General features: G+C 48.0%; 15 protein-coding genes. 5 read left to right on the top strand and 10 right to left on the bottom strand.

The window, feature by feature from the left end; genetic code table 11:
• The 4 genes from VNN20_13210 to VNN20_13225 form a co-directional block, all read left to right on the top strand.
• Positions 1-709, top strand: a 709-nt coding sequence (locus VNN20_13210; protein ID HWP93145.1) for an MFS transporter, incomplete at its 5' end; no start/stop codon positions are given.
• Between the two features lie 49 nt (positions 710-758).
• Entirely contained in the window at positions 759-2,069 is a 1,311-nt protein-coding gene (locus tag VNN20_13215) for a nucleoside transporter C-terminal domain-containing protein (protein ID HWP93146.1), read from the top strand.
• A gap of 636 nt (positions 2,070-2,705) precedes the next feature.
• On the top strand, positions 2,706-3,215 hold the full coding sequence (locus VNN20_13220; GenBank protein HWP93147.1) for a DUF1648 domain-containing protein: 510 nt from the start codon (positions 2,706-2,708) through the stop codon (positions 3,213-3,215).
• A gap of 290 nt (positions 3,216-3,505) precedes the next feature.
• The gene (locus tag VNN20_13225; GenBank protein HWP93148.1) at positions 3,506-4,531 is read left to right on the top strand and encodes an LLM class flavin-dependent oxidoreductase; all 1,026 of its coding nucleotides are present in this window, start codon (positions 3,506-3,508) and stop codon (positions 4,529-4,531) included.
• Between the two features lie 386 nt (positions 4,532-4,917).
• Here VNN20_13225 and VNN20_13230 read toward each other — a convergent pair whose 3' ends face one another.
• The 10 genes from VNN20_13230 to VNN20_13275 all read right to left on the bottom strand — a co-directional run bounded on the left by VNN20_13230 (position 4,918) and on the right by VNN20_13275 (position 22,419).
• The gene (locus tag VNN20_13230; protein HWP93149.1) at positions 4,918-7,743 is read right to left on the bottom strand and encodes a response regulator; all 2,826 of its coding nucleotides are present in this window, start codon (positions 7,741-7,743) and stop codon (positions 4,918-4,920) included.
• 5 nt (positions 7,744-7,748) lie between these two features.
• Positions 7,749-11,276, bottom strand: a complete 3,528-nt coding sequence (locus VNN20_13235; protein ID HWP93150.1) for a PAS domain S-box protein — start codon at positions 11,274-11,276, stop codon at positions 7,749-7,751.
• A gap of 466 nt (positions 11,277-11,742) precedes the next feature.
• Positions 11,743-12,105, bottom strand: a complete 363-nt coding sequence (locus VNN20_13240; GenBank protein HWP93151.1) for a DNA-binding protein — start codon at positions 12,103-12,105, stop codon at positions 11,743-11,745.
• Between the two features lie 5 nt (positions 12,106-12,110).
• Positions 12,111-12,692 carry a hypothetical protein gene (locus VNN20_13245; protein ID HWP93152.1) on the bottom strand — a complete coding sequence of 194 codons (582 nt, stop codon included), beginning with the start codon at positions 12,690-12,692 and terminating at the stop codon, positions 12,111-12,113.
• Positions 12,693-13,433: a TIGR04255 family protein gene (locus VNN20_13250; protein HWP93153.1), complete on the bottom strand. Its 741-nt coding sequence runs from the start codon at positions 13,431-13,433 to the stop codon at positions 12,693-12,695.
• A gap of 40 nt (positions 13,434-13,473) precedes the next feature.
• Positions 13,474-13,875, bottom strand: coding sequence for a hypothetical protein (locus VNN20_13255; protein ID HWP93154.1), 402 nt, complete (start codon positions 13,873-13,875; stop codon positions 13,474-13,476).
• 75 nt (positions 13,876-13,950) lie between these two features.
• Entirely contained in the window at positions 13,951-15,780 is a 1,830-nt protein-coding gene (locus tag VNN20_13260; GenBank protein ID HWP93155.1) for a carbon starvation CstA family protein, read from the bottom strand.
• 892 nt (positions 15,781-16,672) lie between these two features.
• Positions 16,673-19,807: an efflux RND transporter permease subunit gene (locus VNN20_13265; GenBank protein ID HWP93156.1), complete on the bottom strand. Its 3,135-nt coding sequence runs from the start codon at positions 19,805-19,807 to the stop codon at positions 16,673-16,675.
• Between the two features lie 37 nt (positions 19,808-19,844).
• A complete protein-coding gene (locus VNN20_13270; GenBank protein ID HWP93157.1) occupies positions 19,845-21,029 on the bottom strand; it encodes an efflux RND transporter periplasmic adaptor subunit in 1,185 nt (394 codons plus the stop codon).
• On the bottom strand, positions 21,016-22,419 hold the full coding sequence (locus VNN20_13275) for a TolC family protein (protein HWP93158.1): 1,404 nt from the start codon (positions 22,417-22,419) through the stop codon (positions 21,016-21,018). The genes VNN20_13270 and VNN20_13275 overlap by 14 nt, the downstream gene beginning before the upstream one ends.
• 678 nt (positions 22,420-23,097) lie before the next feature.
• Here VNN20_13275 and VNN20_13280 point away from each other — a divergent pair.
• Complete coding sequence (locus VNN20_13280; GenBank protein ID HWP93159.1) at positions 23,098-24,312, top strand: cofactor-independent phosphoglycerate mutase; 1,215 nt, start codon at positions 23,098-23,100, stop codon at positions 24,310-24,312.
• Positions 24,313-24,354 lie beyond the last annotated feature (42 nt).

Raw genomic sequence — 24,354 nt, forward strand, 5'->3', positions numbered from 1 at the left:
TCTTTTCTTCATTCCCTTTAACCTTATTCAGGTACAGGGCTACTCCGCTACTTCCGCCGGTGCCGCATTTCTGCCCTCCATTCTGATTATCTCCCTCTTATCTCGCCGGATGGGCGGAATGGTAGGCCGGTACGGCGCCCGGATTCCTCTGGTGCTGGGACCAGTGGTAGTGGCGATCGGATACTTGCTCTTTGCTATACCGAGTATCGGTGGGAGTTACTGGTCTACCTTTTTCCCGGCGGTAACGGTACTGGGTTTGGGCATGGCCATCAGCATTGCTCCGCTCACCACCACGGTGATGAATGCAGTAGAAGAAGATTATTCGGGCTTGGCTTCCGGAATAAATAACTCCGTAGCCCGGATCGCCGGGCTATTATCCATCGCCGTGCTTGGTGTGATCATTCTTCATCTCTTCAACTACGCCCTCGATAGTCACCTATCAACTCTGAAGATACCTCTAGAGGCTCGGGAAATATTAAATCAACAGATGATCAAAATGGCGGCGATAGAATTGCCTTCCGGCCTCGACCCGGAGCTCAAGAGTACCCTGGAAAAGTCAATCGCCGAATCATTCCTTTTTAGTTTCCGCCTGGTAATGCTGGCTACGAGCGCTTTGGCATTGGGGAGCGCAGTCATAGCCTGGTTCATGATTGAAGACAAGAGAGCGAGGCCCAGATTGGTGAGAAGGGACACAATCATCAACGGATAGGCTCGGCATAATACTGGAATCGTTTGATTGTTAGCACTTGGAAGTGAGGATGGAAATTTATAACCTGGTTAGTTTTGTAGGGATATTTGTTCTAATCGGTATCGCCTGGCTCTTCTCTTCAGACAGAAGAAATATCAACTATCGGGTAATAGTCTGGGGACTGGTTCTACAAATCACTTTTGCACTGTTTGTCTTCGTAGTGCCTTTTGGGGCTCAGGTGTTTTTGTATGTTAACGACATCGTGGTAAAGATTCTTGATTCTGCCTCTGCCGGTGGAAGGTTTCTATTTGGAAGGCTGGCCCTTCCTCCGGGAACGACAGACGAACACGGAGAGACTTCGCTTGGTTTTTTTCTGGCCTTTCAGGCCTTCCCAACCATAATCTTTTTTTCCACCCTAATGTCCGTTCTATATTTTGTCAATATCATGCCCCGGGTGGTTAAGGCCTTCTCCTACGTATTCACCAGGTCAATGAGGATCTCCGGGGCTGAGTCTCTCAATGCGGCAAGCAACATCTTTGTGGGCATCGAGTCCGTCTTTACAATCAGGCCTTATCTGAATGAAATGACCCGGTCGGAGTTGTGTACTGTTTTAACCGCCTGCATGGCCACTGTGTCATCAAACGTACTGGCGATTTATGTTTTTACGCTACAGGGCCAATTTCCGGCGATTGCCGGCCATCTGGTCTCCGCATCCATCCTTTCCGCCCCGGCGGCGCTACTCATATCCAAAATCCTGCTGCCGGAAAGTGAGGACCCTAAGACCCTGGGGGTTAATGTCGCTCCCTACTACGTAAAAGAAGGCACGCTATTTGAGACGATTATTAATGGCGCGGAGGCCGGTGTTAAACTCATCGTGGGCATTGCGGCACTACTGATCGCCATTTTGGGTTTAGTTGCGCTCTTAGACCTGATAGTGGGTGGAATTGGAGGTTATGTGAACAGCCTTTCCGGCATCCAGGTTGACTGGTCTCTAAAGGGAATTTTAGGATATGTTTTTTATCCCTTTCCTTTCATCATGGGGGTGCCTTCGTCTGATGCTTACACCATTTCCAAGATTATCGGAGAGCGGGTGATTGTTACCGAGGTAGTGTCGTACCAGGATTTAGCTATTATCATGGGTAAAGGCTTGCTGAAACACCAACGGTCGGCGGTGATAACCACTTATGCCCTTTGCGGCTTTGCCCACGTTGCCTCTATGGCTATCTTCGTAGGCGGCATATCGGCAATCGTGCCTGGTAGGAAAAGAGATATTGCCGAGGTTGCCTTGCGCTCCCTGGTGGGGGCTACTCTGGCTTGTTTCATGACTGCCTGCATAGCAGGGACATTTTTTACCGATAAATCGATTCTGCTTGGGAATTGAAGAACTATTGGCCACAGAGGTCACAGAGTTTTTATTAAAAAGGCTTTGTCTGAAAACCTGTCCGAAGTGAGAGATTGGTTGTCGGAGTTGTCCCGATAGTAATCAAAGGACTTATGACGGATGAAGAAGAAACCCCCTCTTTAATTCTCCTTCTGTAAGCCTGTCCTGAGCGGAGTCGAAGGGCCTGTCCCAGCGGAGTCGAAGAGCCCGTTAAGTCCAGTGGAAAGGAGGAAGTATGCACCTCATTTTATAGGCACTACTAAACCACCGGGCCAGTTTATGAAGTTTTTCTTTTTGCTTGGAATTGCATGGGGTGACTGTGCGTCTCTTCATCTCACGCACATTAATCCCCTCTCTAGAGGGGACTTTATGTAGAGATTCCCCTCTAGAGAGGGGTGTCCGGAAGGGACGGGGTGTGTCAGTGTAGAGAGGATGTCACGGGGGCAAAGTTAACAAATGGGTTATGACGCTTCTTACACAGCAAACATAAAAGAGAGAGTGACCAGACTTGAAAAGACGTTTTTATCTATCTCGAGCCCTTGTTTTACGAGTATGAACAGTTTGTTACTAATTATTTTGTACAGCAGTGCTTTGGCTGTATTTTTAAAGCAGAAATAAAGTTAGCAACCCAAATCAATGAATGGCAGAAGAGTCGGATTTTCACTTTCTATTGCATTATTTCTTATTTGCCTACTCTATCTGATTTCAACCTATGAAACGTTGCCGGACAGATTAGCGGTGCAGTTTGATTTCAACAATAAACCAACCAGTTGGCAAAGCAAATCTGGCTTCATCAAACTCTATCTCGGTGTTCTGGCGGCTGTAAACATCTTTTTGTGGCTGCTGAAGGAGTTTTTAACTAGAATCCCGGACTCACTAATAAACGTTCCCTGGAAGAAATACTGGTTTTCTACGGAGGAAAGAAGGTCAATGGCTCTCTTCAGGATGCAAACAGTCCTGGCTTATACGTTGGTTTTTGTAAATTTGGTTTATCTATTCGTATATCACGTTGTCCACCAGGAGAACAGCTCCAGTTCCTTCCTTTACATTCCCGTCGATATCGGGGTGTATTTTATTTTGTTACTGTCCTTAATCTTGTTAGTTGGGTTATTTCTGTACATGAGACCGCCTAAGGAGGAGATTTGAGGTTTAACCGGGGGATCAGTCGGGGATCCATTCCACATGTCATCCCCGAACTCTTTTATCGGGGATCCATTTTTAAGAAATTAGATTCCCACTCCCCGCGTACGCGAGGACAAGTTTCGTGGGAATGACACCACTGGATATGAAGATCCGGTGGTGTTAGAAAATTCAATCATGGCATATATTCAAGTAGGAGTGGCTTCTAAATCGCCCTATTCTAGACAACATCCAATATGGATTCAAAAATAGAATAGATGTTATAATAGGACACTTAATTTTAAAGGAGGCCAAGGATGAAATTCGGAATCGGGCTTTTTAGCCTGCAGACTCATCCGAAAGTGCAAAGCTCTTATGCAGAGATCTGCAGAAATACCCTAGAGCAGGTAAAACTGGCTGAGAAGGTCAATTTTGATTCTGCGTGGATTTCAGAGCATCACTTTCTTGAGGATGGATACTGCCCCTCTCCATCCGTTTTAGCCTCGGCCATGGCCGCAGTTACCAGCCGAATTAAAATCGGCTCGGCGGGCATAATCCTCCCGCTACAAAACCCGATAAGAGTAGCAGAAGACGCCGCTCTCGTTGATAACATCTCCAACGGAAGGTTCAATCTCGGCGTGGTGCTGGGTTATAGAAAAGAGGAATTCGACGGCTTTGGAATCTCCATGAGGGAGCGCCCCTCTCGGATGGATGAGGGGATCGAGGTGATTATCAAGTCTTGGACCGAGGATAAATTCTCTTACACGGGAAAACGCTACCAGTTTAGTAACGTAAGCGTAACACCGAAGCCCGTTCAAAAACCGCATATCCCGTTTTACATAGGGGCCTTCGAAGAGCCGGCCATAAGGCGCGCCGGAAGGCTCGGTTATCCCCTCATCATCGGGCCGGGAAGGACGATGCAGATGGTGAGAGAGACCGTGAATATTTACAACGATGCGGCAAGACAGGCCGGTAAAAATCCGGATGGAATCGAGCATATCCTGCTCCGGGAAGCCTATGTAGCCAAGAGTAAGAAAAAGGCCAAGAAAGAAGCCGACCAGTACATAATAAGCATGTATAAATACTATTTCAGCCTAGGAGTCAAGATGTTCGTCCGGGGACAACAACTTACCGGACTCGACGACCCCATGTTCGACTATCTGCCGGAAGATCGTTTTGTGATAGGCGACCCCGAGGATTGTATAAACGAGTTAAAGAGGTATAGAGATGAACTGGGCATTAACTACATAGCCTGTCGGATGGTATTCCCGTCGGCAACACACAAAACAATATCGAATTGTATAAAGCTTTTTGGAAGGGAAGTCATACCCAATATCCGGTGAGGGACAATTCAGCTATATAACTCTACTAATCTCGATTCAGTCAAACAAGCCTTGTCATGCTTAATGAAGCAATTAAATTAACACTTGAAATAAACTAAGATTTCTCCCTGCGGTCGAAATGACAACTCATTATATTCCAGGATTTTCGGTAGGTTGAGTTCTTTCCTTACTATTATCATTCCTGGTGGGTACAATGCGCTCATTCCTTAGTTGTACTTACCCTTCGACTCCGCTGGGTGAACGGCTTTTTATTGTTTTTTTCCAGCGGTTGCATCCGCTCATGCTGAGCCTGTCGAAGCATGGTCTTTTGTTTAATAAGGAGAGGTGTTTTTTATTTCTTATTTATCCCCAGCAAATATTAATCGCTCATGCTGAGCCTGCCCTCTCTATCCATTTCCCTCGGCTATCACCCTTTTGAGTACCCTGCTCAGCTCGGAAATATTATACGGCTTGGCAATGACGCCTTTAAACCCATGCTTATCGAATTCCGACATTACCGGGTTATCCGAGTAGCCGCTGGATGCAATTGCTTTTACCCTTGAGTCTATTCTCAGGAGTTGTTGGATTGCCTCTTTGCCCGACATTCCTGCCGGTATGGTCAAATCCATTATTACCGCATCGAATGGCTTTTTGACCTTCTTAGCCTTGCAGTACTTTTCTATCGCCTCGCCGCCGTCACATGCGTAATCGACCGTATATCCCAAGTGTTCCAGGATCTCGCCAATGGTTTCCCTCACCGCTTCTTCATCGTCCATGACCAGTATTCTTCCACTGCCCGGTATAATTTCCTCGATGACAAACCTTTGGTCTTGGGGTGTCCCGTCGGATACGGGAAGGTATATGAAAAATCTCGTGCCTACCCCTAGTTTAGACTCAAGCTCGATGTACCCGTTATGATTCTTTACTATAGAATATGTCGTGGCCAGCCCCAGCCCGCTTCCATTCTGCTTGGTGGTAAAATATGGGTCGAATATCTTTGACAAGTGTTCTTCTGGTATTCCCAATCCGCTATCTTCAATGGTTATCCTCAAGTACCGGCCATCTTCCAGGGGTAGCTTGTGCTCAGTCCCGTGTGCGTGCGTGTTTATGTTCTCCGCCTTAACTTTTACTGTCCCTCCTCCTGGCATCGCCTGCTGGGCATTTATAACCAAATTATTTATAACCTGGCTTATCTGACCTTCATCCACTTCCACCGGCCATAAGCCGTCCTGAATGAAGAACTCACATTTTACATTTGAACCCCTAACTGCAAAGATAGCCGAATCTTTTATTAATTCTTCGATAGAAGTCAATTTTTTAACGGGCAAACCGCCTCTGGAGAATGTAACAAGCTGTTGGGTCAAATCCCTAGTCCTGATACAGGCCTTTTCCGCCTCTATCAACCTCTCATAACCCTCATCCTCTTTGTTTAAATGCATCTTTACCAGCGAGATATTGCCCAGGATGGCGGTAAGAAGGTTGTTGAAATCGTGGGCAATGCCGCCTGCCAGTACGCCCAAAGATTCAAGCTTTTGTGCCCTTAAAAGCTCCTGTTCTATTTTCCTTTGCTCGGTGATATCCCGAAATACCAGAACCGTCCCGATATCCAGGCCGTTCTTATCGATTATAGCCGAGGATTTGCTGGCGATTATGCGCTCCATCCCCGACCTCGATGTCAAAATCGCCTGGCTGGGGACACCGGGCACGGCACCGGATAGCAGCTTCAGGCCCTCCAGAGGTTCGCCTGTCTTTTCATCCCTGACTCGGAAAATCGAAGATAGCGGCCTCCCCCGGGCCTCCTCCTGAGTCCAGCCGGTGATTTCTTCCCCCATCTTATTGATCAAAACCACATCGCCTCCGGTATCAATGGTAATCACACCGTCTCCAATACTCCGTAAGGTTACGGCGAGGCGCTCCTTTTCAGCAGCCAAAATTTCTTGAGCCTGCCTGCGCTCCACCACTCGCCCAAGCTGGGTACCGATATAAGCCATTATCTCAAGAAGCTGTTCATCCGGCTCCATAGCCTCTTCGGAGAAGAACTCGAGCACTGCGACAACCTCCGCTCCCACCAACACCGGGAACCCGAAAGCCGCTCTCAATCCTATGTCCCCGGCCTGTCTTGCCCTGGGGAAATTCGAGTCTTTAGTCGCGTCCATAATCCATACCGTTTTCCCGGTCGCCAGGACCCGGCCGGGCAATCCAACCCCTTTAGAAAAGCGCGTAACCTCAGTAACTAGGCGAAATGTATCAAATTGGTCCGGATCTTTTAGGTACCAGATTTTCGTGGGAGCTAATTCGTTCGCGGAATCGGCCAGATAAACATGACCCACCGGCCAGCCTATATAAGTACAAATCTGGACAACGGCGAACTGCATGGCGTCTTCGACAGTGGAAGCCTGGTTAGCGGCGGCAGATACCTTTTGGAGCAACTCTACAAACGAAATAGTACGTCGTAGCAGCTCTTCCGTCTTTTTGTGTTTGGTTATATCGCGGAAGACCAAGACCGCACCGGTAATATTTCCTTTTTCATCTCGGATAGGTGCGGTTTTATTGCTGATGAATAATTCCCTGCCATTTTTGGAAAGGAGTACGGTATTATCGGCAAGACCGGTTTCGACGCCCTGGTTAATCACCTTCATCAACGGGTCTTCGGACTGAGTACCTGTTTTTTTATTCACGATATTAAACACTTCATTCAAGCCCAGGCCCAGGGCCTCTTGTTGCTTCCAACCGGTGAGTGCTTCTGCGGCGGAGTTCATGAACGTTATTAATCCCGCACTATCCGTGGTGATCACCGCATCGCCTATACTCTTGAGCGTTATGGCCAGCCATCTTTCGTTTTCCCTCAACCTTCTTTCCGTCTTGTGCTTGTAAAGAGCGGTATTGATAGTGGTGATCAGCTCTATATCCCTGAATGGTTTCACTATGTACCCATAGGGCTCGGAGGTGATAGCCTGGGCGAAGGTTTTTTCGTCGGCATAGGCGGTAAGGTAGACGATGGGGATATCAAAGCGATCACGAATTCGCTTTGCCGCTTCCACCCCGGAGATATCCCCTTTTATCACGATGTCCATCAACACCAAATCCGGCCGGGCAGCCTCCGTCCTCTGAATGGCCTCCTCGCCGGAAGAGGCTATTCCAACGACCGTGTATTCGAATGCTTCAAGCCTGTTTTGGATGTCTTTGGCTACGATTCTTTCGTCTTCGACGATGAGGATTCGAGCATCCGCCATTTGGTTTAATTAACCCTCGTCTTATATTTAAGCTCAGAAAAAAAGATTCTGAATTCCGTCCCGCGAGAGTTATTCCGAGTGAGCTCGATGGCACCGTCCAGTTGTTCTGTCAGTGTGCACACAAGCTGTAAACCCAGGGATTCGGTTTTTTTGAAGTCTAAATTTTCCGGGAAACCAATTCCGTCATCGCCAACAATAAGAGTAAAATTATCCCCGTCATTGCAGTGTAACTCCACCCGAATTTCACCTTTCCCACCGGATGGAAAGGCATACTTGAGGGAGTTTGACACAAGCTCGCTGACGATCAAGCCGCAGGGTATTGCCGTATCCACGCCTATTAAGACATTATCGACATTCAGATTGAGCGTTATGTCATTCGAGTTAACCCCATAAGAGACCAACAGAGAGTCGGTGAGGTTGTAAAGATAGTCGGCAAAGTCTATTCTGGCGATCTCCCTGGATTGGTATAATTTTTCGTGAACCAGGGCCATCGAGTCGATTCGGTCCTGGCTTTCCCTGAGAATATTCATGACCTCTTTATTTCTAGAATATCTGGCCTGAAGATTGAGCAGGCTGGAGATGACCTGCAGGTTGTTTTTGACCCGATGATGAATTTCCTTAAGGAGTACTTCTTTCTCTCTGAGCGATGCTCGGATCTGTTCTTCCGCCCTTTTGCGCTCGGTGATATCGCGTATAGAAGAAGCAATCAACACCCCTTCGGCGGTCTGGATAGGGCTAAGGCTGATCTCAACCGGAAATTCAGTCCCGTCGCTCCTCCGGGCATATAGTTCTAAATCGGTACCCATCGGGCGCCTGCCCGAATCCACTTGGTATCCAGCCCTGTTTAGTACATGTTTACTGCGGAAGCGTTCTGGTATCAAAATTTCTACGGCCTGCCCGAGCAGCTCCTCCCGCTTGTATTTGAACAATACCTCCGTCTGCGAGTTCACCAAAACGATCTTTCCGTACATGGTGACGATCACCATGGCATCCGGGGCGGATTCAAGGAGTCCACGGAATTTCGCCTCGCTAGCCCGTAGAGCGTTCTCCATCCGCTCGCGCTCTATAATCTCGTTCCGCAGTATTTCGTTAGCCTCCTCCAGTTCTGCCGTGCGTTCTTGTACCCGGATTTCTAACTGGTCATGCGCTCTCCGGAGCACTTCCTCTGCCATCTTGCGTTCGGTGATGTCAATACAAGAGCCGATATAACCGGCAAAGCCGCCATTTGGCAGGAAACGGGGAGTACCATGGTCAACAATCCAACGATACTCTCCGCCGAAATGTTTGAGACGGTACTCCATCTTGAATTCTTCTCTGGCTTCGAATGCATCATGATAAGTGCTCATACAACGTTTGAAATCGTCGGGATGGATGCCTTCCGCCCAGCCGTCCCCCAATTCCTCTTCCAACTTGCGTCCAGTAAATTCTAACCAGCCTTTATTCAAGTAGCTACAAAGCTTATCCGGGTCGGCCATCCATATCATCACCGGAGCGGTATCGGCCATGTTTCGAAACCTTTGCTCGCTCTCACGGAGTGCCTCAACCCGTTTTGCGTTGTTTATAGCTACCTCTATTTGTCGCACTACGATCTCCAGTAGCTGTATTTCGTCCTCATCGTAGGCGTTTTTCTCGAAGGAATTTATTCCTATCGTTCCGACCGCCTTGCCTTCAAAATGTATAGGTACGGACAAATAACTCTTTATTCCCAATCCTCTCCCAGCAGGACCTATGACCGTATCTTTATCCACATCTCCACAGTGAATCGGCCTCCCCTCCAGTATCACCTTCCAGGTCAGCCCTTTTGGATAAGGAATTTTTAACGCCCGTTCGAGATAAAGGTCGTTTAACCCCCTATGGGCTTTAAGCTCTGCCTCCTCTCCTTGGACCAGGTAAATTCCGACAATGTCTGCCTTCTCGATGTTATTGCTCATCGCTTCGACCGCGTTCTCCAGAACCTCCTGAAGGTCTATTGATTGATGGACGCTTCGTGTCACAGTGCTGATGATGGTCTCGTACCTATTTTTTTTGGACAATTGATTGAGGTTTTCCCTGAGGGCTTCTTCCGATTCCCGAAGCGCCTCGGTTATCCGTGCATTGTTGATCGCCGTCTCTATCTGTTGTGCCACTATCTCCATTAACTTAAGCTCTTCCTCGTCGAAGGCATTCTTTTTCTCAAGTGAGTTTACCGCGAGAGCCCCCACGGTCTTTCCGGCATGGCAAAGAGGTATGGATAAATAGCTTTTTGTTCCCAGCTCTATCCCGGCGGGGCCGATAATCTTATCGTTCTCAGCATCCGCGCAGTATATTGACTTACCTTCTATTATTGTTTTCCATATAAAGCCTTTAGGATAAGGAATTTTTTTTGTACGCTCCACAAACCAATCGGGTAATCCCCTATAAGACTTTAGAACCGCTGATTCTCCTTCCACCAGGAAGATGCCAATATTTTGCACGCCGTCGATGTTCTTGCTTACTTCTTCGGCGGCGTTCTCCAGTACCTCTTCGAGGTTGATGGACTGGTGGACACTACGGGTTATGGTGCTAACGATATTCTCATAACGATTCTTTTTGGCCAACTGGTCGAGGCTTTGCCTCAATGCTTCTTCCATCTGTTTGCGCTCGGTGATATCTTCACAAACAATCAGGACAACTGTGCTGTCGTTGGCCCCATTCAGAGTACGTGCCGACTCTCTCACCCACAGCACGGTGCCATCTCTCCGCACCTTACGAAACTCCCACCTGAAGACCAGGCCGGGGTTCTTTATGCAATGAGATAACTGCTCGGACACGGCTTTTTTGTCATCCTTATGGAAAACATCGAGTACGGAATGACCAACCAGATCCTCCGGGGTGTAGCCTAGTTGCTCTGCTCCGAAGTGGTTGACCGAGAGAACGTTTCCCTCCATGTCTACCGTAAAATACATAGATGGGTTATCTTCATACAAGACCCGATATCTTTCTTCACTGCTCTGTAGCACCTTCTCCATCTGCTTACGCTGGGTAATCTCCTTTCTAAGAAGCTCATTCGCCCTGGAGATCTCCGCAGTCCGCTCTTCTACCCGAATCTCCAGCTCCTCGTGGGCCTTCCGAAGATCCTCTTCCGCCCTCTCTCGCTCCAGGATCTCTTTTCTTAAAACCCGATTTTTCGCCTCGAGATCAGCCGAGCTGGGAAGGGCTAATGCCTTGGGAACCAGTGGTATGAGCACAAGGGCAGTAGCCATGGATACTCCAGCCGTTATCAGTTTTATAAAACCTTCAAAGCGATAAATAGGGTCCCATAGCGTCCAGAGCGCCATCAGATGAGTGGTGCCGCAGGCAAAAATAAACGCCGCAAACATGAGGAATACCCAGTGAAAGACCATGTCCTGCCTTTTGCGGACGAAATATAGCAGGGTTATAGGAATAGAGTAATAAGCAATCGTTATCAGGGAATCAGACACCACATGCAGCCAGACCAAATCCTTATTCCATAACAAACAATAACCATGGGGCATAAAATCGGAAACGAATATGTTTCTGAAAAATTCCAGCATGGTAGCCCATCCTCCTCTTTCCACATAAACTTGCTACATTATATTACTTTTCGCGAATAAAATGAATTCCACTATCAGACGAAGTCTTTGGTTACTCATGGCCCAATAGAGTTGAACTTTTGATCAGCGATGGAAAGCACTTGCCTTTTATTACCGGGGAGCTTGCAGCGTCGTTCCTATCTCTTAGTTTTGGACTCAAGTAGCGCCTTTTTGCGACCCCTCTTTAATCTCTAGTAAGTCTTCCTGGGAATTTGTCCTTATTATCTTTTGACATATGAGCTATAATCACATAACAACAGGCTTTTAGTAACTTCCGAAAAGTAGATTCACAAGTTTTAAGCCTTTTTCAAAAGGTCCTTTTTAATACCTTATCTTTATTTTTAACATACCTAAAGAACTGAAGCAGGACAGGTTACTACGATTGGAAGATGTTGATCTTAGATAAGTACAATTTAATTGTAATTCTCTAAGTGAGCTTGCCAATAATTCCTCGAGCCTCATGAATTGCTAAACCAACTAAATGAGAAATATTAGGAACTGTATCTTCATAATCGCAACTATTTCGCCACTGTCTCAGGACATCGAGTTTACGAGCTAATTGAGTCATTCCTAAGCTTCGTAAAAGATTTCTAATATCTTTATGCTCTCTAGAACTGCGGGTAATGGGAAAACCATGATTGTCACGAGCGTAATTTCTGGCACAACAAAAAGCTGCATAATAGGCTCTACTAACAGAACTTCGAAAAGCTGCCTCTTGAACAAAATCTCTAGGATAAAGTCCGTGAAGTACGAGAGCTAAATTAAAATACTCTTTCCAATCAAAGCTCATTTTTCCTACTTAGGAGAACGGAAGTCGGTTGTTACAAGAAACCATCCAGATTTTCCCATAAGTATAGATTCATATTGCGCTGATATATCTTCGATCGCACTCAAAATATCTTCATCATAATTTTCCTGACGAACATAAAGCGTTAGATACTCATCTTCGATTTCAGGATCACAATAAACCTCTAGAGATAACTCAGGATATACTCCGAATCGTTCTCGGGCTACTTTACAAACAAATGGTAATATGCTAGCTAAGTCAGGATAACGAATTAAATAATCACGTACTTCAGCTGGTTTTGGAATTTCAATCCAATCTTGATGGAGTTGATTTAGAGCCTCTTCAATTTGAGATGTTACATTAGCACTGCCCTCAGAGGTGAACACATACATAATAGAGCCTATCCAGTCCATATAAGATAAAGTTGTTGCAGAAAAGGCTTCTGATTCAATTAACACATTAGAACCCTGTTTTAGAAAATAATAACAATATTCCTCTATCGGTTTGATAACACTCTCCTGCCGACTTAGTCCCAAGTTCAAAACATATTTAACGTTCTCTGTAGAAGAAGTAGAAGTTACCGTATGCATTTACTTATCCTCCTGAAAAATCTCTCTCAAGGATTGAGTTATGCACCCTTCGAAAATTTCCTCTACTTTTTGGTGGGCGCCTTCTACCCATTCTATTGCCTCATCTACGGAAACTGTCTGCGGATGAGCAAGAAAATAGTCCAAGTCTAAAAGAAAGCCAAGGTTCTCAGGCTTCTCTGGCAATGCATTAGTTAATTGTACCTTACAAGAGTCTCGTCCATCGAAAAAAACTAACGAACATTGAACAATAAAACTCGCCATATCTTGCGGCAGGCTCTTGCCAAGGAAGGGCCTAAACTCAAAGTAATCATCTAAGTTAATCGAAGGGCTAGAAATTTCGATTCGATTTATATATCTTAGACCAATTCTTTGTAATTTGTCGACATTTACGGTTTTAATCAATGCGTTAAAAGCCTTTTCAATCAAGGGCTTAAATCCCTCCCAAGTTGGATAAGGTTTTAAACAGTTTATCGCCAAAAGTTGAGGGCCGACTTGGATAAAAGTCTTTCTATCATTTGTAAGGAATAGGACCCGCTCACTTGAGCGTATTTGTTGCTGTACTCCCTGCGGTCCTTGTGTAATCTCTACTTCTTGTACTAGACGCTGCTCTTTGTTTGGAAACTCATTACGAACTCTTTCATAAATTAAGCCAGGAATCGTAAGGTCCCATTTAGAATTAGACGATAAGCGAAACTCACAAACAGCTTCAATAATCGGTGGGTTGAGGTACTTTTTAGGCATAACAAATTTTTCCTTTTATATCATAACTATAGTCCGATTGTCAATTAGGTCTTATTAACTCCACCACTACCTCGTCAATCGTCGGAACCCTTCCCATGCCAACAGGCTTGCCGTTTACAATCACCGCCGGCACGGGATACCAGAAGAACATCGTGCGGACGGCAGTGGTTACGGAGGGGTTAAACCTAAGAACGTCTTTTAACAGCTTGGGCATCAGGTAGAAGTAGGCCCTGGGCTCGACCTGGATAATCTCAACCTCATCCTCATCAAATCTATCGGTGATTTCTCGGTGAAGCCTCCCGCACTCCTCGGCTATCTTTCTTATTCCTTCATAGGATGGGTCTTTATTGGCGAACTCTCCCATCCCCCCTGAGCAGCAAATGCAGCCGCCTGTTCCATCATTCTCCCTGACGATTATTACGGATGACTTTCTATTTTTCATCAATCTCAAATTCCCCTAAAAACACTAATGTAGGGGCACGCTGCAGCGTGCCCCTACTATTCTATGTGAACATTTCTAATCGGATACCACTTCTTCTTTTGATATCCTGACCTCTTTTTTCCCTACAAATAAAACCTTATACCAGGTCTTGAAAGAGTCGATGAGGATTATTATTGCGCATATCATTATGACCGCGGTAAGAGCGGAGTTCACATATCCCTGGACCGCAAACCCTTCCTTCCTGGCCAGGGGAAGAAAATTCTGGGTGATGTTCAACCACCCCGCAGTAAGTGTCGTCGCCATGACAAAGGCCATCGGTATTAGCGTTACCCACGCGTATCGCACCCTCCCCAGTTTTATGATATATGTCGTTCCCACGCAGAGCGCAATCCCAGCAAGGAGCTGGTTGGCCGTGCCAAACATGGGCCAGATCGTGCTGATGCTTCCAGTAAAAACAAAATATCCCCAGGCGCAGGAGATAAGGGCGCTGGAAATAATTGCCGAGGGCAGATGGTCAACCCTTTCAAAGGTCTTATGGAACTTCCCGCCGAATTCCTGAATCATAAACCGGGCCACCCGGGTGCCGGTGTCGATCGTGGTCAGGATAAACAGGGCCTCGAACATGATGGCAAAGTGATACCAGTAGTCCATGAGATGCCTCATTCCGGGAATGGAGGTAAAAATCTGGGCCATTCCAACGGCCAGGGAAACCGCACCCCCCGTTCTTCCCTCAAGGCTCTCTCCGACCTCCGCCGAAAGCTGCTGAAGATTCACGGTGCTGATTCCTAGCGTTTCAAACACCCCCGCCGGGACATTTATGGCAAAGTAATCGCCGGGGAAAAGTGCGCCGGCGGCAATGAGAGCGAGAATGGCGATGAAGCCTTCGATCAGCATGGCTACGAAGCCTATTGTCTTTATGTCCGACTCCTTGGAGACCATCTTGGGAGATGTGCCAGATGCTACCAATGCGTGAAACCCGGAGATCGCTCCACAGGCGATGGTTATGAACGTGAACGGAAAGAGCGTTCCCGGAATAATAGGCCCCCCGCCGTGGATAAAATCGGTAACAAGGGGCATCTTTAATTCCGGCTGGACTATTATTATCCCGACCGCCAGAAAAGCTATCGTCCCGATTTTCATGAATGCGCTCAAATAATCCCTAGGGCACAGCAACAGCCAAACCGGGAGTATAGAAGCGACAAAACCGTAGATGAGAATAAATAGGGTTATCTTTGCCTTCGGAAGTGTGAAGTAAGGCGCAAAAGATGATTGAGCAACGTCTTTACCAAAATATACAGCAAGTATAAGAAATATAACCCCAATTAATGTTCCCTCAGCAATTCTCCCTATTCTCAATCTGTACATATAAAGGCCCATGAAGAAGGCGATGGGGATGGTGCAGCCTATGGTAAACATCCCCCAAGGGCTTTCGGCCAGGGCGTTGACCACGGCCAGGCCCAGCCCGGCGAGGGCGGCTACCAAGATAAATAAAATGGCGATAGAGGCTATGATTCCGGAGAGAGGGCTGATTTGGAGCCGGGCAATCTCGGCCAGGGATTTACCGCCATGCCTCACCGAGGCGAAGAATATGATGAAATCATGCACTGCACCGGCAAGCACTACCCCAATCAATATCCATAGAAAGCCGGGAAGAACCCCGAATTGTGCGGCCAGCACCGGACCGATCAACGGACCGGCGCCGGTTATGGCGGCGAAATGATGGCCAAAAAGAACCCATTTATTAGTGGGATAGTAGTTCTGTCCGTCGTACATCGTATATGCTGGCGTCTTCCTGGAATCATCGAGAACGGCTACTTTTGAAGCGATGAAGCCATGATAATATCTATAGAATATGGCCATCACGCACAGCGCACCGACTACAAGCGGCATGGCATTCACGGTCATGCGGTTAAATCCTCCGATTTTCTCCTTCTGTCATCTATTCTCGGCAATTAAGCCTTGAATGCTGTGTAGCTAACTCCAATAAATATAACACTAGCGAACTGAGCCTATACGATAACATAATAATGGATAATTACTTAGATGAAAGTGTAAAATTGGGGTTTCTCTTTAGCTCGGATTTGTGAAGAACACTGCAGCAAATTACATGTATTATGGTATCAACGTGTAAACATATGGTCTCCTCCGTCATTGCGAGGAGTCCATCGACTCGGCTGGACAGCCATTTCGATCCCCACTGTAATTTCGGCCCTGAGCACAGTCGAAGGGGAGAAATCTAAAGAAAGATTCCTCACATGCGTTCGGAATGACAAGAAAGTGAGAACCCTTGGAACTTAACTGAATTCTTCACAAGCTCCCTCACATTAGTTTGGGACAGGATTCGGAATTACGCATCTGCATCCTTGATCAGGGCATGTCCTGAGCACATTGTGATTACACTCAGTGTAAATTCCATGTAGGACTAGACTCTGCCAGGAGTTTATGCACGTTTTTCCCGTCATCCTGGGCGATAGCGAAGGATCAAGATTCTTCGCCTGAGCGTGTCCTGAGCAAAACCGTAGGGTTCAGAATGGGCATTTTTATTTCTCTTTACCAGCGGATAAACCACCGCTCATGCTTGTCGAAGCATCATACTGAGCCCGGTCGAAGTATGAATTTAGAGCGTAAGGAATTCGTCCTTTCCCCCGGTTTAACCGGAGGACCTGGCTCAGGACGAACGGGATTGTCGACAAGCTCACCACTCAGAACGAAGGGTGTATTATTGACAAGTCATGGTATCCAGAATGACAGCGTTGAAAGTCACCTCGAGACACAACCTATGAACTCTCAAAATAAGTCATTTGCCAGGGGTGGATTCACCTTTACCATATTTGACTGATCGTTCTCTCAATCGCTCGATAACCAGGTAAAACACCGGCACGACGATAAGGCTCAAGAAGGTGGCGACGATCATCCCGCCAAACACCGCCGTTCCCAGGGAATGACGGCTGTTTGAACCGGCACCGCTGGCTACAACCAGTGGAAAGACACCAAGGATAAAGGCAAAGGCGGTCATAAGTATGGGGCGTAGCCGGATTCTGGCCGCCTCCAGTGCTGAATCCTGAATAGATAGACCTTCTTCACGGCGCCTTTTAGCAAACTCCACGATGAGAATGGCGTTCTTGCTGGCTAGACCAATGAGCATCACCAATCCGATCTGGCAGTAGACATCGTTGTTAAGCCCCCTCAGCCATTGCGCTATCATCGCCCCTAGTATGGCTAACGGCACGGCCAACATCACCATGAAGGGCATCGACCAGCTCTCATACAACGCTGCCAGAAAAAGAAAAACAAACACAAGGGCTAAACCGAATATGATAGGAGCCAGGTTGCCCGCCTGGATCTCCTGATAGGCGATACCGGTCCAATCGTAGCCCATACCTGCCGGAAGTATTTCCTTGGCCAACTCCTCCATTGCCTCGATGGCCTGCCCGGAGCTGAACCCCGGAGCGGCCGCCCCGTCGATCTCCGCCGAGCGATAGAGGTTGTAATGGGTTATGGTTTCGGCCCCCACCACCGGGGTAACCTTAACCAGGGTGCTGAGAGGCACCATCTCACCGCTTTCCGTGCGGACGTAAAGACGGGTTATATCGTCGGCTTTGGTACGATAACCATCCTCTGCCTGCAAGAACACACGATAGACGCGGCCGTACTTGTTAAAGTCGTTGACGTAAAGAGAACCAAGATACGTCTGCAGGGTATCGAATACGTCGGATATGGATATGCCCATGGTCTTGGCTTTTGTGCGGTCGAGGTCAACATACAGTCCCGGTATATTAGCCTCAAACGAGCTGAATAACGTTTGTAGCTCCGGCCTCTGATTCCCTTTGACCACCATCTCCTGCGCCAGCTCTGCCAGCCCCTGAAGGCCGGCCGTGTTGCCCAGGTCCTGAAGCTCAAATTGAAATCCACCTGTCTCGCTTATCCCGCGAATGGGAGGGGGGTTAAAGGCCACCACAACCGCCTCCGATATTCCGGCAAACTCCCGGAGTACATTGGCCAGTATGGCATTCACCTGAAGCTCTGGGGATTTGCGTTTAGACCAGGGAGAGAGGACTGGAAACATGGCCGCTGCATTGGAGTCAGTTGTCTGAGTAAGTATGTTCAAACCGCTAACGGCTACGACATGGTCTATACCCGGCGTAGAGCTTAAAATCTTTTCCACCTGATTGACCACCCTGGTCGTTCGCTCCAGAGAGGAGCCCTCCGGCCCCTGTATGCTTACTATGAAATAACCCTGGTCCTCGTCTGGAATGAACCCGCCAGGGACTATACGGAACAAATAGTAGGTCACGCCGAGAAGCGCTAGGAACACGGCAAGTACGACCTTCCATCTCTTCGTAACCTCCTTCAACCAACTCTCGTATTTATCTCTAAACCGGTTGAAGCCTTGGTTGAACTTGGTGAAAAACCAGCCATGCCGCTCCGATCCCCGGCGCAGGAAAATAGCGCAGAGGGCAGGGCTAAGTGTAAGAGCGTTTATGGCCGATATCCCCACAGAACAGGCAATGGTAAGGGCGAACTGCCTGTACAACTGACCGGTGATCCCCGGCATGAAGGAGACCGGGACGAATACGGCCATGAGCACGAGGGAAGTAGCCACAATCGGCCCGGTTACCTCCTGCATCGCCCGTCGTGCCGCCTCTTTAGGTTCTAAGTTTTTCTCCTCGATAAAGCGCGAGACGTTTTCGACCACTACTATTGCATCGTCTACTACTAGACCTATTGCCAAAACCAGACCAAAAAGGGTGAGCGTATTTATGGAGAAGCCAAGCGCGCCTATCAGAGCAAAGGTCCCAATCAATGAGACCGGGATGGTAATTGCCGGGATCAAAGTGGCCCGCCAGTTCTGGAGAAATACAAACACCACTATGAATACCAGGACGAATGCCTGGAAAAGGGTTTTAAGGACCTCCCTTATGGATTCGGTTATGAACTGGGTAGGGTCATAGATGACCTCATACTCTACCCCGTCCGGGAAATTTTGAGAGAGTTTAGCCATCGCCGCCCTGACCTTTTTAGCCAGGTCAAGAGCGTTAGCTCCGGGAAGCTGAAATATGCCGATCCCAATGGCTTCCTTCCCATCCAAGAAGCTGTCGGTCCCATAATCCTCGGCCCCAAGTTCAACGCGAGCCACATCCTTGACCCTGACTACCGAACCATCCGGGCGGGTTCGCACGATGATATTCTCAAAATCCGAGATGTCCGAGAGGCGGCCAAGGGCATTGATCGTGTATTGAAACTGCTGTCCGGGAGGGATCGGGCGCTGACCAATGGCCCCGGCAGCAACCTGCTGGTTCTGGTCGCTTACTGCATTGGCCACATCCGTGGCCGTCAAACCCAAGCTAGCCAGCTTGTCCGGGTCAAGCCATATCCGCATGGAATAGAGGCGCTCCCCCCAGATAGTGAGATTGCCCACACCGGGGATACGCTTGAGCACATCGCTTATATGTATATCAATATAGTTACTGAGGAAGAGACTGTCCCGGCTCCCGTCGGGAGAAACAATGTGTACAGCCAGCGTCAGGTCCGGGGACTGTTTAGTGACGGAGATGCCATACTGGCTTACCTCCTGGGGCAGACGAGGCTTGGCCAGCTCCACCCGGTTCTGGACATCGACAGCGGCGATGTCCAGGTTATAGCCAATGTCAAAAGTCACATTTAGGGACATACTTCCGTCATTCGAGCTGGTCGAGGACATATAGATCATCCCTTCGACGCCGTTTACCTGCTCCTCTATAGGGATGGTGACTGTATCCTCGACCACCTCCGCACTGGCCCCAATGTAAGAAGCGCTGACATTGACGGTAGGAGGCGTGATCTCCGGATAAAGAGCGATGGGCAATATGGGGATAGTAATGCCACCGGACAGCGTAATGAGAATAGCCAGGACCGAGGCCAACACGGGCCGTTCGATGAAAAAATTAACCAAAGGTATATCTCCTCATGGCAAGTGGATAAGGCGAAAACTAATTGGGTGTCTCCTTTTTCGGTTGCGGAGACGATGCAGGGAGATTGGAATCACCTTTTGAGGAAACGAGCTTCGGCTGGACAGTAATACCCGGTTTCACCTTCTGCAAGCCCTCGATTATAACCCGCTCCCCCGGCTTTACACCCTTTTCGATTACCCGCATACCTTTATAGGTTGTTCCCGCTACCACATCCCGGTTCTCAACCCTGTCATCCCTATTCACTATGAGCAAATAAGCCCCACCCTGAGTCTCGCCCACCGCTTGCTCCGGAACCAGGAGTGCGTCCGGCTTCATGGTCAGAAGAAGACGAACCTGAACATATTGCCCGGGCAGCAAGCTTTTATCCGGATTGGGGACAACCCCGCGCATAGATATTGTGCTTGTGGTGCTTTCTACAGCGTTGTTGACGAAGTCTACGGCCCCTTGGTAAGGGTGGATGCTCTCGTCCGGAAGTACCAATCTGATGGTGAGCTTTTCCTTTTCCTGCTGCTTCAATATCTCCGGTAAATAGCGGGAGCTCGGGCTGAAATAGACATAAATGGGGTCAAGTTGTACAAGGGTGGCAAGTTCAGTGTTCTGGCCAGCTCCAACCAGGTTTCCAACATCTACGTATCTTCGTCCTATACGCCCGTCAAATGGGGCATACATCCGGCAGTAACTTAGATTCAACTCGGCTAGTTTGATAGCGGCGCGGTCAGCTTCTACCGCCGCCTGTAGTTCCTTCACTTGAGTGCTAAACTGGTCAAAGGCGTTACGGGCTATAAACTCTTTGTCTAAAAGGGGCTTGTATCGCTCTACCTGTTGCCGGGCGTAGGCCAGAGCGGCTTCATCCTTTGCCAACTGGGCCTGGGCATTTTCGAGCTGGGCCTCAAAGGGACGCGGGTCAATAACAAAGAGCAAATCGCCCTTCTTCACATCCGCCCCATCAACAAATGCACGCTCTTGAAGAAATCCTTCCACCCTGGCCACAATATCTACCGTATTTACAGCTTGAAGGGTACCAACATAGTCCAGATAGACCGGAACCGTTTCCTTTACTACCTCAGCTACCGTCACGACGGGCGGAGGAGTAGTAACCTCCTTCTTACGGTCGCAACCGGAGAGTCCAATTAGCGCTAGGGTGAAAGCCAGAATCGCCAAAAACCGAGTTGTCAAATTTACTTCACTCTCAGTTCTCATCATGCTGATATTTCTCTTCTGCCTCAATTTTTTTAAAAGAGTTGTTAATAGAAGAAGTGACCGGGAGCTCTTTCCCAATTGCGTGTATTAACTCTGCGTAAGACCTATGGAGGCTCGTCCTGGCTTGAACCCGTTCTGCTCTGGCCTCGGTGAGCGTACTCTGAGCGTTGAGTAACTCCACTATGTCTCCCACCCCGGAACGGTAACGGGCAAGCGAAGCTTCGTATGATTTCGTTGCGCTCTCCAGGAGCACCTCGCTTGCCTCCAGTTGCTCTACCGCAGTTCGGAAATTGTAATAACCGTTCCAGACCTCAGATATAACCCTTTCCTCTTGAATGGAAAGGGCTGCTTGAGCCGCTTCGAGATTCGCACGGGCCTGACGAACCTGATTAATAAGCGAAAAACCCTGAAAAATCGGGAACTGGAGACCGACTAAGAACTGATAGCTAAAGCTATTGTCGTCAACACCGCCCCTTACCACTTCAGGCTCTAACAACGCGCTCGCAACTAGCTGGGGCCATTGGGCAGATTCAGCCTGCCTTACTTCAGCCTCTTTTTGAAGCACAACCGACCGGGCAGCAGCAAGGTTCGGCCGATTTTTCTGAGCCTCTGCAATCAACTCTTCGACGTTTTCAGAGACGGAGTCAAGAGGAAACTCCTTCGGTTCATCCTCCACGTCAAAGGGGGTATTAGCCGGCCATCCGACTGCGGTTGCTAACTCTCCACGGGATATCTCAATAGCACCTCGGTCAGTCGCTATATCCAGTTGCACCTGGGCTACGGTTGATTTCGCCTGCAATACATCGACAACCGTTCCTAGCCCTACCTGTAGTCTTAATTCCGCCGCTTGGAGGCTTGTCTCCGCATCTTTCAAACTAGCCAGGTCAGCCTGTAACTGCGCCTTGTTTCCGATAAGGGTGTAATAAGCCTCCGCCACGTTGCGAAGTACATCCTGTATAGCCTGGTTATGGGTCCAGTTGGCATTATACAGCGCCTGCTTAGCCGCTTCCACGCCGGCGCTGCGGCCGCCGAAGTCAAGAAGGAGATAGTTAAGCGCTACGCTTGCTGTACCGATAGTCTCGGTAAAGGAGCTTGACCCTTCGTTCTGACCACCTTTTGCTTCTTCGACCGAGAGAACACCGCTAATATCCGGATAATAGCTACCACGTGCCACAGCCCAGGCTGCAGCAGCCGCACGCGCCTGTTCCCATGCTTGGCGAGTGGCCGGACTCTGACGTAGTGCCGCGTCAACGAGCTGTGATAGGCTTAACTTCTCTGCAGATGGCTTTAAATCAGGCGGTATCGTTGGAAGCCTGTCTGATGACTGCACGCTAGGTAGGTGATTCGGTGGAGGTTGCCATTCTTCTCCCGGATCAGGAGCAGCATATTTCATCGGATTTAGTTCTGGCAGATTTTGTACGCATGAAGTGGAAGTGATAATACATAGCAGTAGAGCCGGCGCAAAACAGAAAGAATGTCGCGACATAAAGGACCTCGATTGAAATAAACACTTAACATTAGATGTCACACTGCGGGTAAGATAAGCAAAATCAAATTCGTCAGAACTGATACGCTTCAAATTTAAGTCCTTCCTCAATGCTAAACAGAAGGATCGCCGTCGATTCGATTATCGGATATGCTGACAAAGCTGTAGAGAGAAAATAAAGAACCCATCCTTCAGTTAAGTTATGATTATCATTGATTCACATTTTTGTCAACGAAAAATATTGTTACTAAATATCTCCACAATTAAAATTAAATAATAAGCAAACTCAAACTTGTGCGAAATAAGAGATTGCTTCGCTGAAATTAGAAAGGGATAGAGTTTCTTGAGGTGTTCGCCCTTCCCCCGGTTAAACCGGGGGACCTGGCTCAGGGCGAACGGGTCTTTTATTCCTGATTAACAGCGGATGCGTACATCCGCTCATCCTGAGCCCAGTCGAAGGATGCCGATGCAAGTATTCTGAACCCTATCCGGCGAGACTAAAGTTTTATTTTTTTTAACAAAATGCAATGTAGAAGAACTCATTCTTCTTGATATATCCATAAAAGTATTTAATCTTTTACCCCTATGAAAATAGTGATACTGCAAGGCGATGGAATGCCCGATCATCCCGTCCCGGAACTAGGAAATAAAACTCCTCTCGAAGCGGCGAACACACCGAACATGGATGACCTGGCCAAAAGAAGCATCTTTGGCCTGGTAAAAACTATCCCCGACGAACTTCCACCTGGAAGCGATGTGGGGAATCTGAGTGTATTAGGTTATAACCCTAAACTCTACTACACCGGCCGGTCTCCCCTCGAAGCAGCGAGCATAGGAGTGCGTGTAAACGAGTCGGATGTAACGTTCAGATGCAACCTGGTCACTCTCAAGGAGTCAAACGGAAAAACGATCATGGAGGATTATAGCGCCGGGCACATCTCCACGGAGGAAGCTAGAGGTATCATCCTGGATATAAAAGACGAATTGGAGAAGGAAGGTGAAATCAATTTTTATCCGGGCGTCAGCTATCGCCATCTCCTGGTATGGCACGGTGGGGTTGACCGAATGAAAACAACGCCCCCACACGATATTTCCGGGCAGGAAATAACGGCATATCTGCCAAATGGTGAAGGGGCAGACAAGTTAAAAAAACTGATTGATAAATCAAAAGGGCTTTTAAAAAGCCATCCGATAAACCGCAAAAGAATAGAACAAGGCAAAAATCCAGCCACAAGCATCTGGCTCTGGGGACAGGGACGTGCACCCAAGATGCCTCGCTTTAAAGAACTATACGGAATTGACGGTGCGGTCATATCGGCAGTGGATTTAGTGAAAGGGATTGGTATTTACGCCGGGCTCAGGGTCATAGACGTACCCGGCGCCACCGGTTATCTGGATACAAACTACGAGGGCAAGGTTGAGTATGCGCTCCGTGCACTCAAAGAAGTTGATTTGGTGATGATCCACATCGAATCCACGGATGAAACGGGGCATGAGGGAAAAGCAGATTTAAAAATCCGGGCCATAGAGGACTTTGACCATCGGGTAGTGGGGCCTGTTCTTCAAGGCATGAAAAGATTCGACGATTACAAAGTGCTCGTGCTCTCCGACCATCCAACCCCTATCGATTTAAGAACTCACGTAAACGAGCCCGTGCCTTTTGCTCTCTTTAGTTCAAAAGACGGGGGCCTAAAGGATAGCAGCCGGGTGTATTCCGAGAAATCCGCCTCTCAAACCGGAGTATTTGTGGATGAGGGATGGAAACTTGTGGGGATGGTTTTGGGTAAAAATCAAATTTAACAAAAAACTGATGTACACGAATAAAGATTATAATTGTTTGCT

It is taken from the genome of Thermodesulfobacteriota bacterium (assembly GCA_035559815.1).
GTDB lineage: Bacteria > Desulfobacterota_D > UBA1144 > Nemesobacterales > CSP1-2 > DATMAT01.

What these genes read in the sequence shown, in the direction of transcription:
- VNN20_13215 (HWP93146.1), top strand. Translation starts at nt 759, where the DNA reads ATGGAAATTTATAACCTGGTTAGTTTTGTAGGGATATTTGTTCTAATC.
- VNN20_13220 (HWP93147.1), top strand. Translation starts at nt 2,706, where the DNA reads ATGAATGGCAGAAGAGTCGGATTTTCACTTTCTATTGCATTATTTCTT.
- VNN20_13225 (HWP93148.1), top strand. Translation starts at nt 3,506, where the DNA reads ATGAAATTCGGAATCGGGCTTTTTAGCCTGCAGACTCATCCGAAAGTG.
- VNN20_13230 (HWP93149.1), bottom strand. Translation starts at nt 7,743, where the DNA reads ATGGCGGATGCTCGAATCCTCATCGTCGAAGACGAAAGAATCGTAGCC.
- VNN20_13235 (HWP93150.1), bottom strand. Translation starts at nt 11,276, where the DNA reads ATGCTGGAATTTTTCAGAAACATATTCGTTTCCGATTTTATGCCCCAT.
- VNN20_13240 (HWP93151.1), bottom strand. Translation starts at nt 12,105, where the DNA reads ATGAGCTTTGATTGGAAAGAGTATTTTAATTTAGCTCTCGTACTTCAC.
- VNN20_13245 (HWP93152.1), bottom strand. Translation starts at nt 12,692, where the DNA reads ATGCATACGGTAACTTCTACTTCTTCTACAGAGAACGTTAAATATGTT.
- VNN20_13250 (HWP93153.1), bottom strand. Translation starts at nt 13,433, where the DNA reads ATGCCTAAAAAGTACCTCAACCCACCGATTATTGAAGCTGTTTGTGAG.
- VNN20_13255 (HWP93154.1), bottom strand. Translation starts at nt 13,875, where the DNA reads ATGAAAAATAGAAAGTCATCCGTAATAATCGTCAGGGAGAATGATGGA.
- VNN20_13260 (HWP93155.1), bottom strand. Translation starts at nt 15,780, where the DNA reads ATGACCGTGAATGCCATGCCGCTTGTAGTCGGTGCGCTGTGCGTGATG.
- VNN20_13270 (HWP93157.1), bottom strand. Translation starts at nt 21,029, where the DNA reads ATGATGAGAACTGAGAGTGAAGTAAATTTGACAACTCGGTTTTTGGCG.
- VNN20_13275 (HWP93158.1), bottom strand. Translation starts at nt 22,419, where the DNA reads ATGAAATATGCTGCTCCTGATCCGGGAGAAGAATGGCAACCTCCACCG.
- VNN20_13280 (HWP93159.1), top strand. Translation starts at nt 23,098, where the DNA reads ATGAAAATAGTGATACTGCAAGGCGATGGAATGCCCGATCATCCCGTC.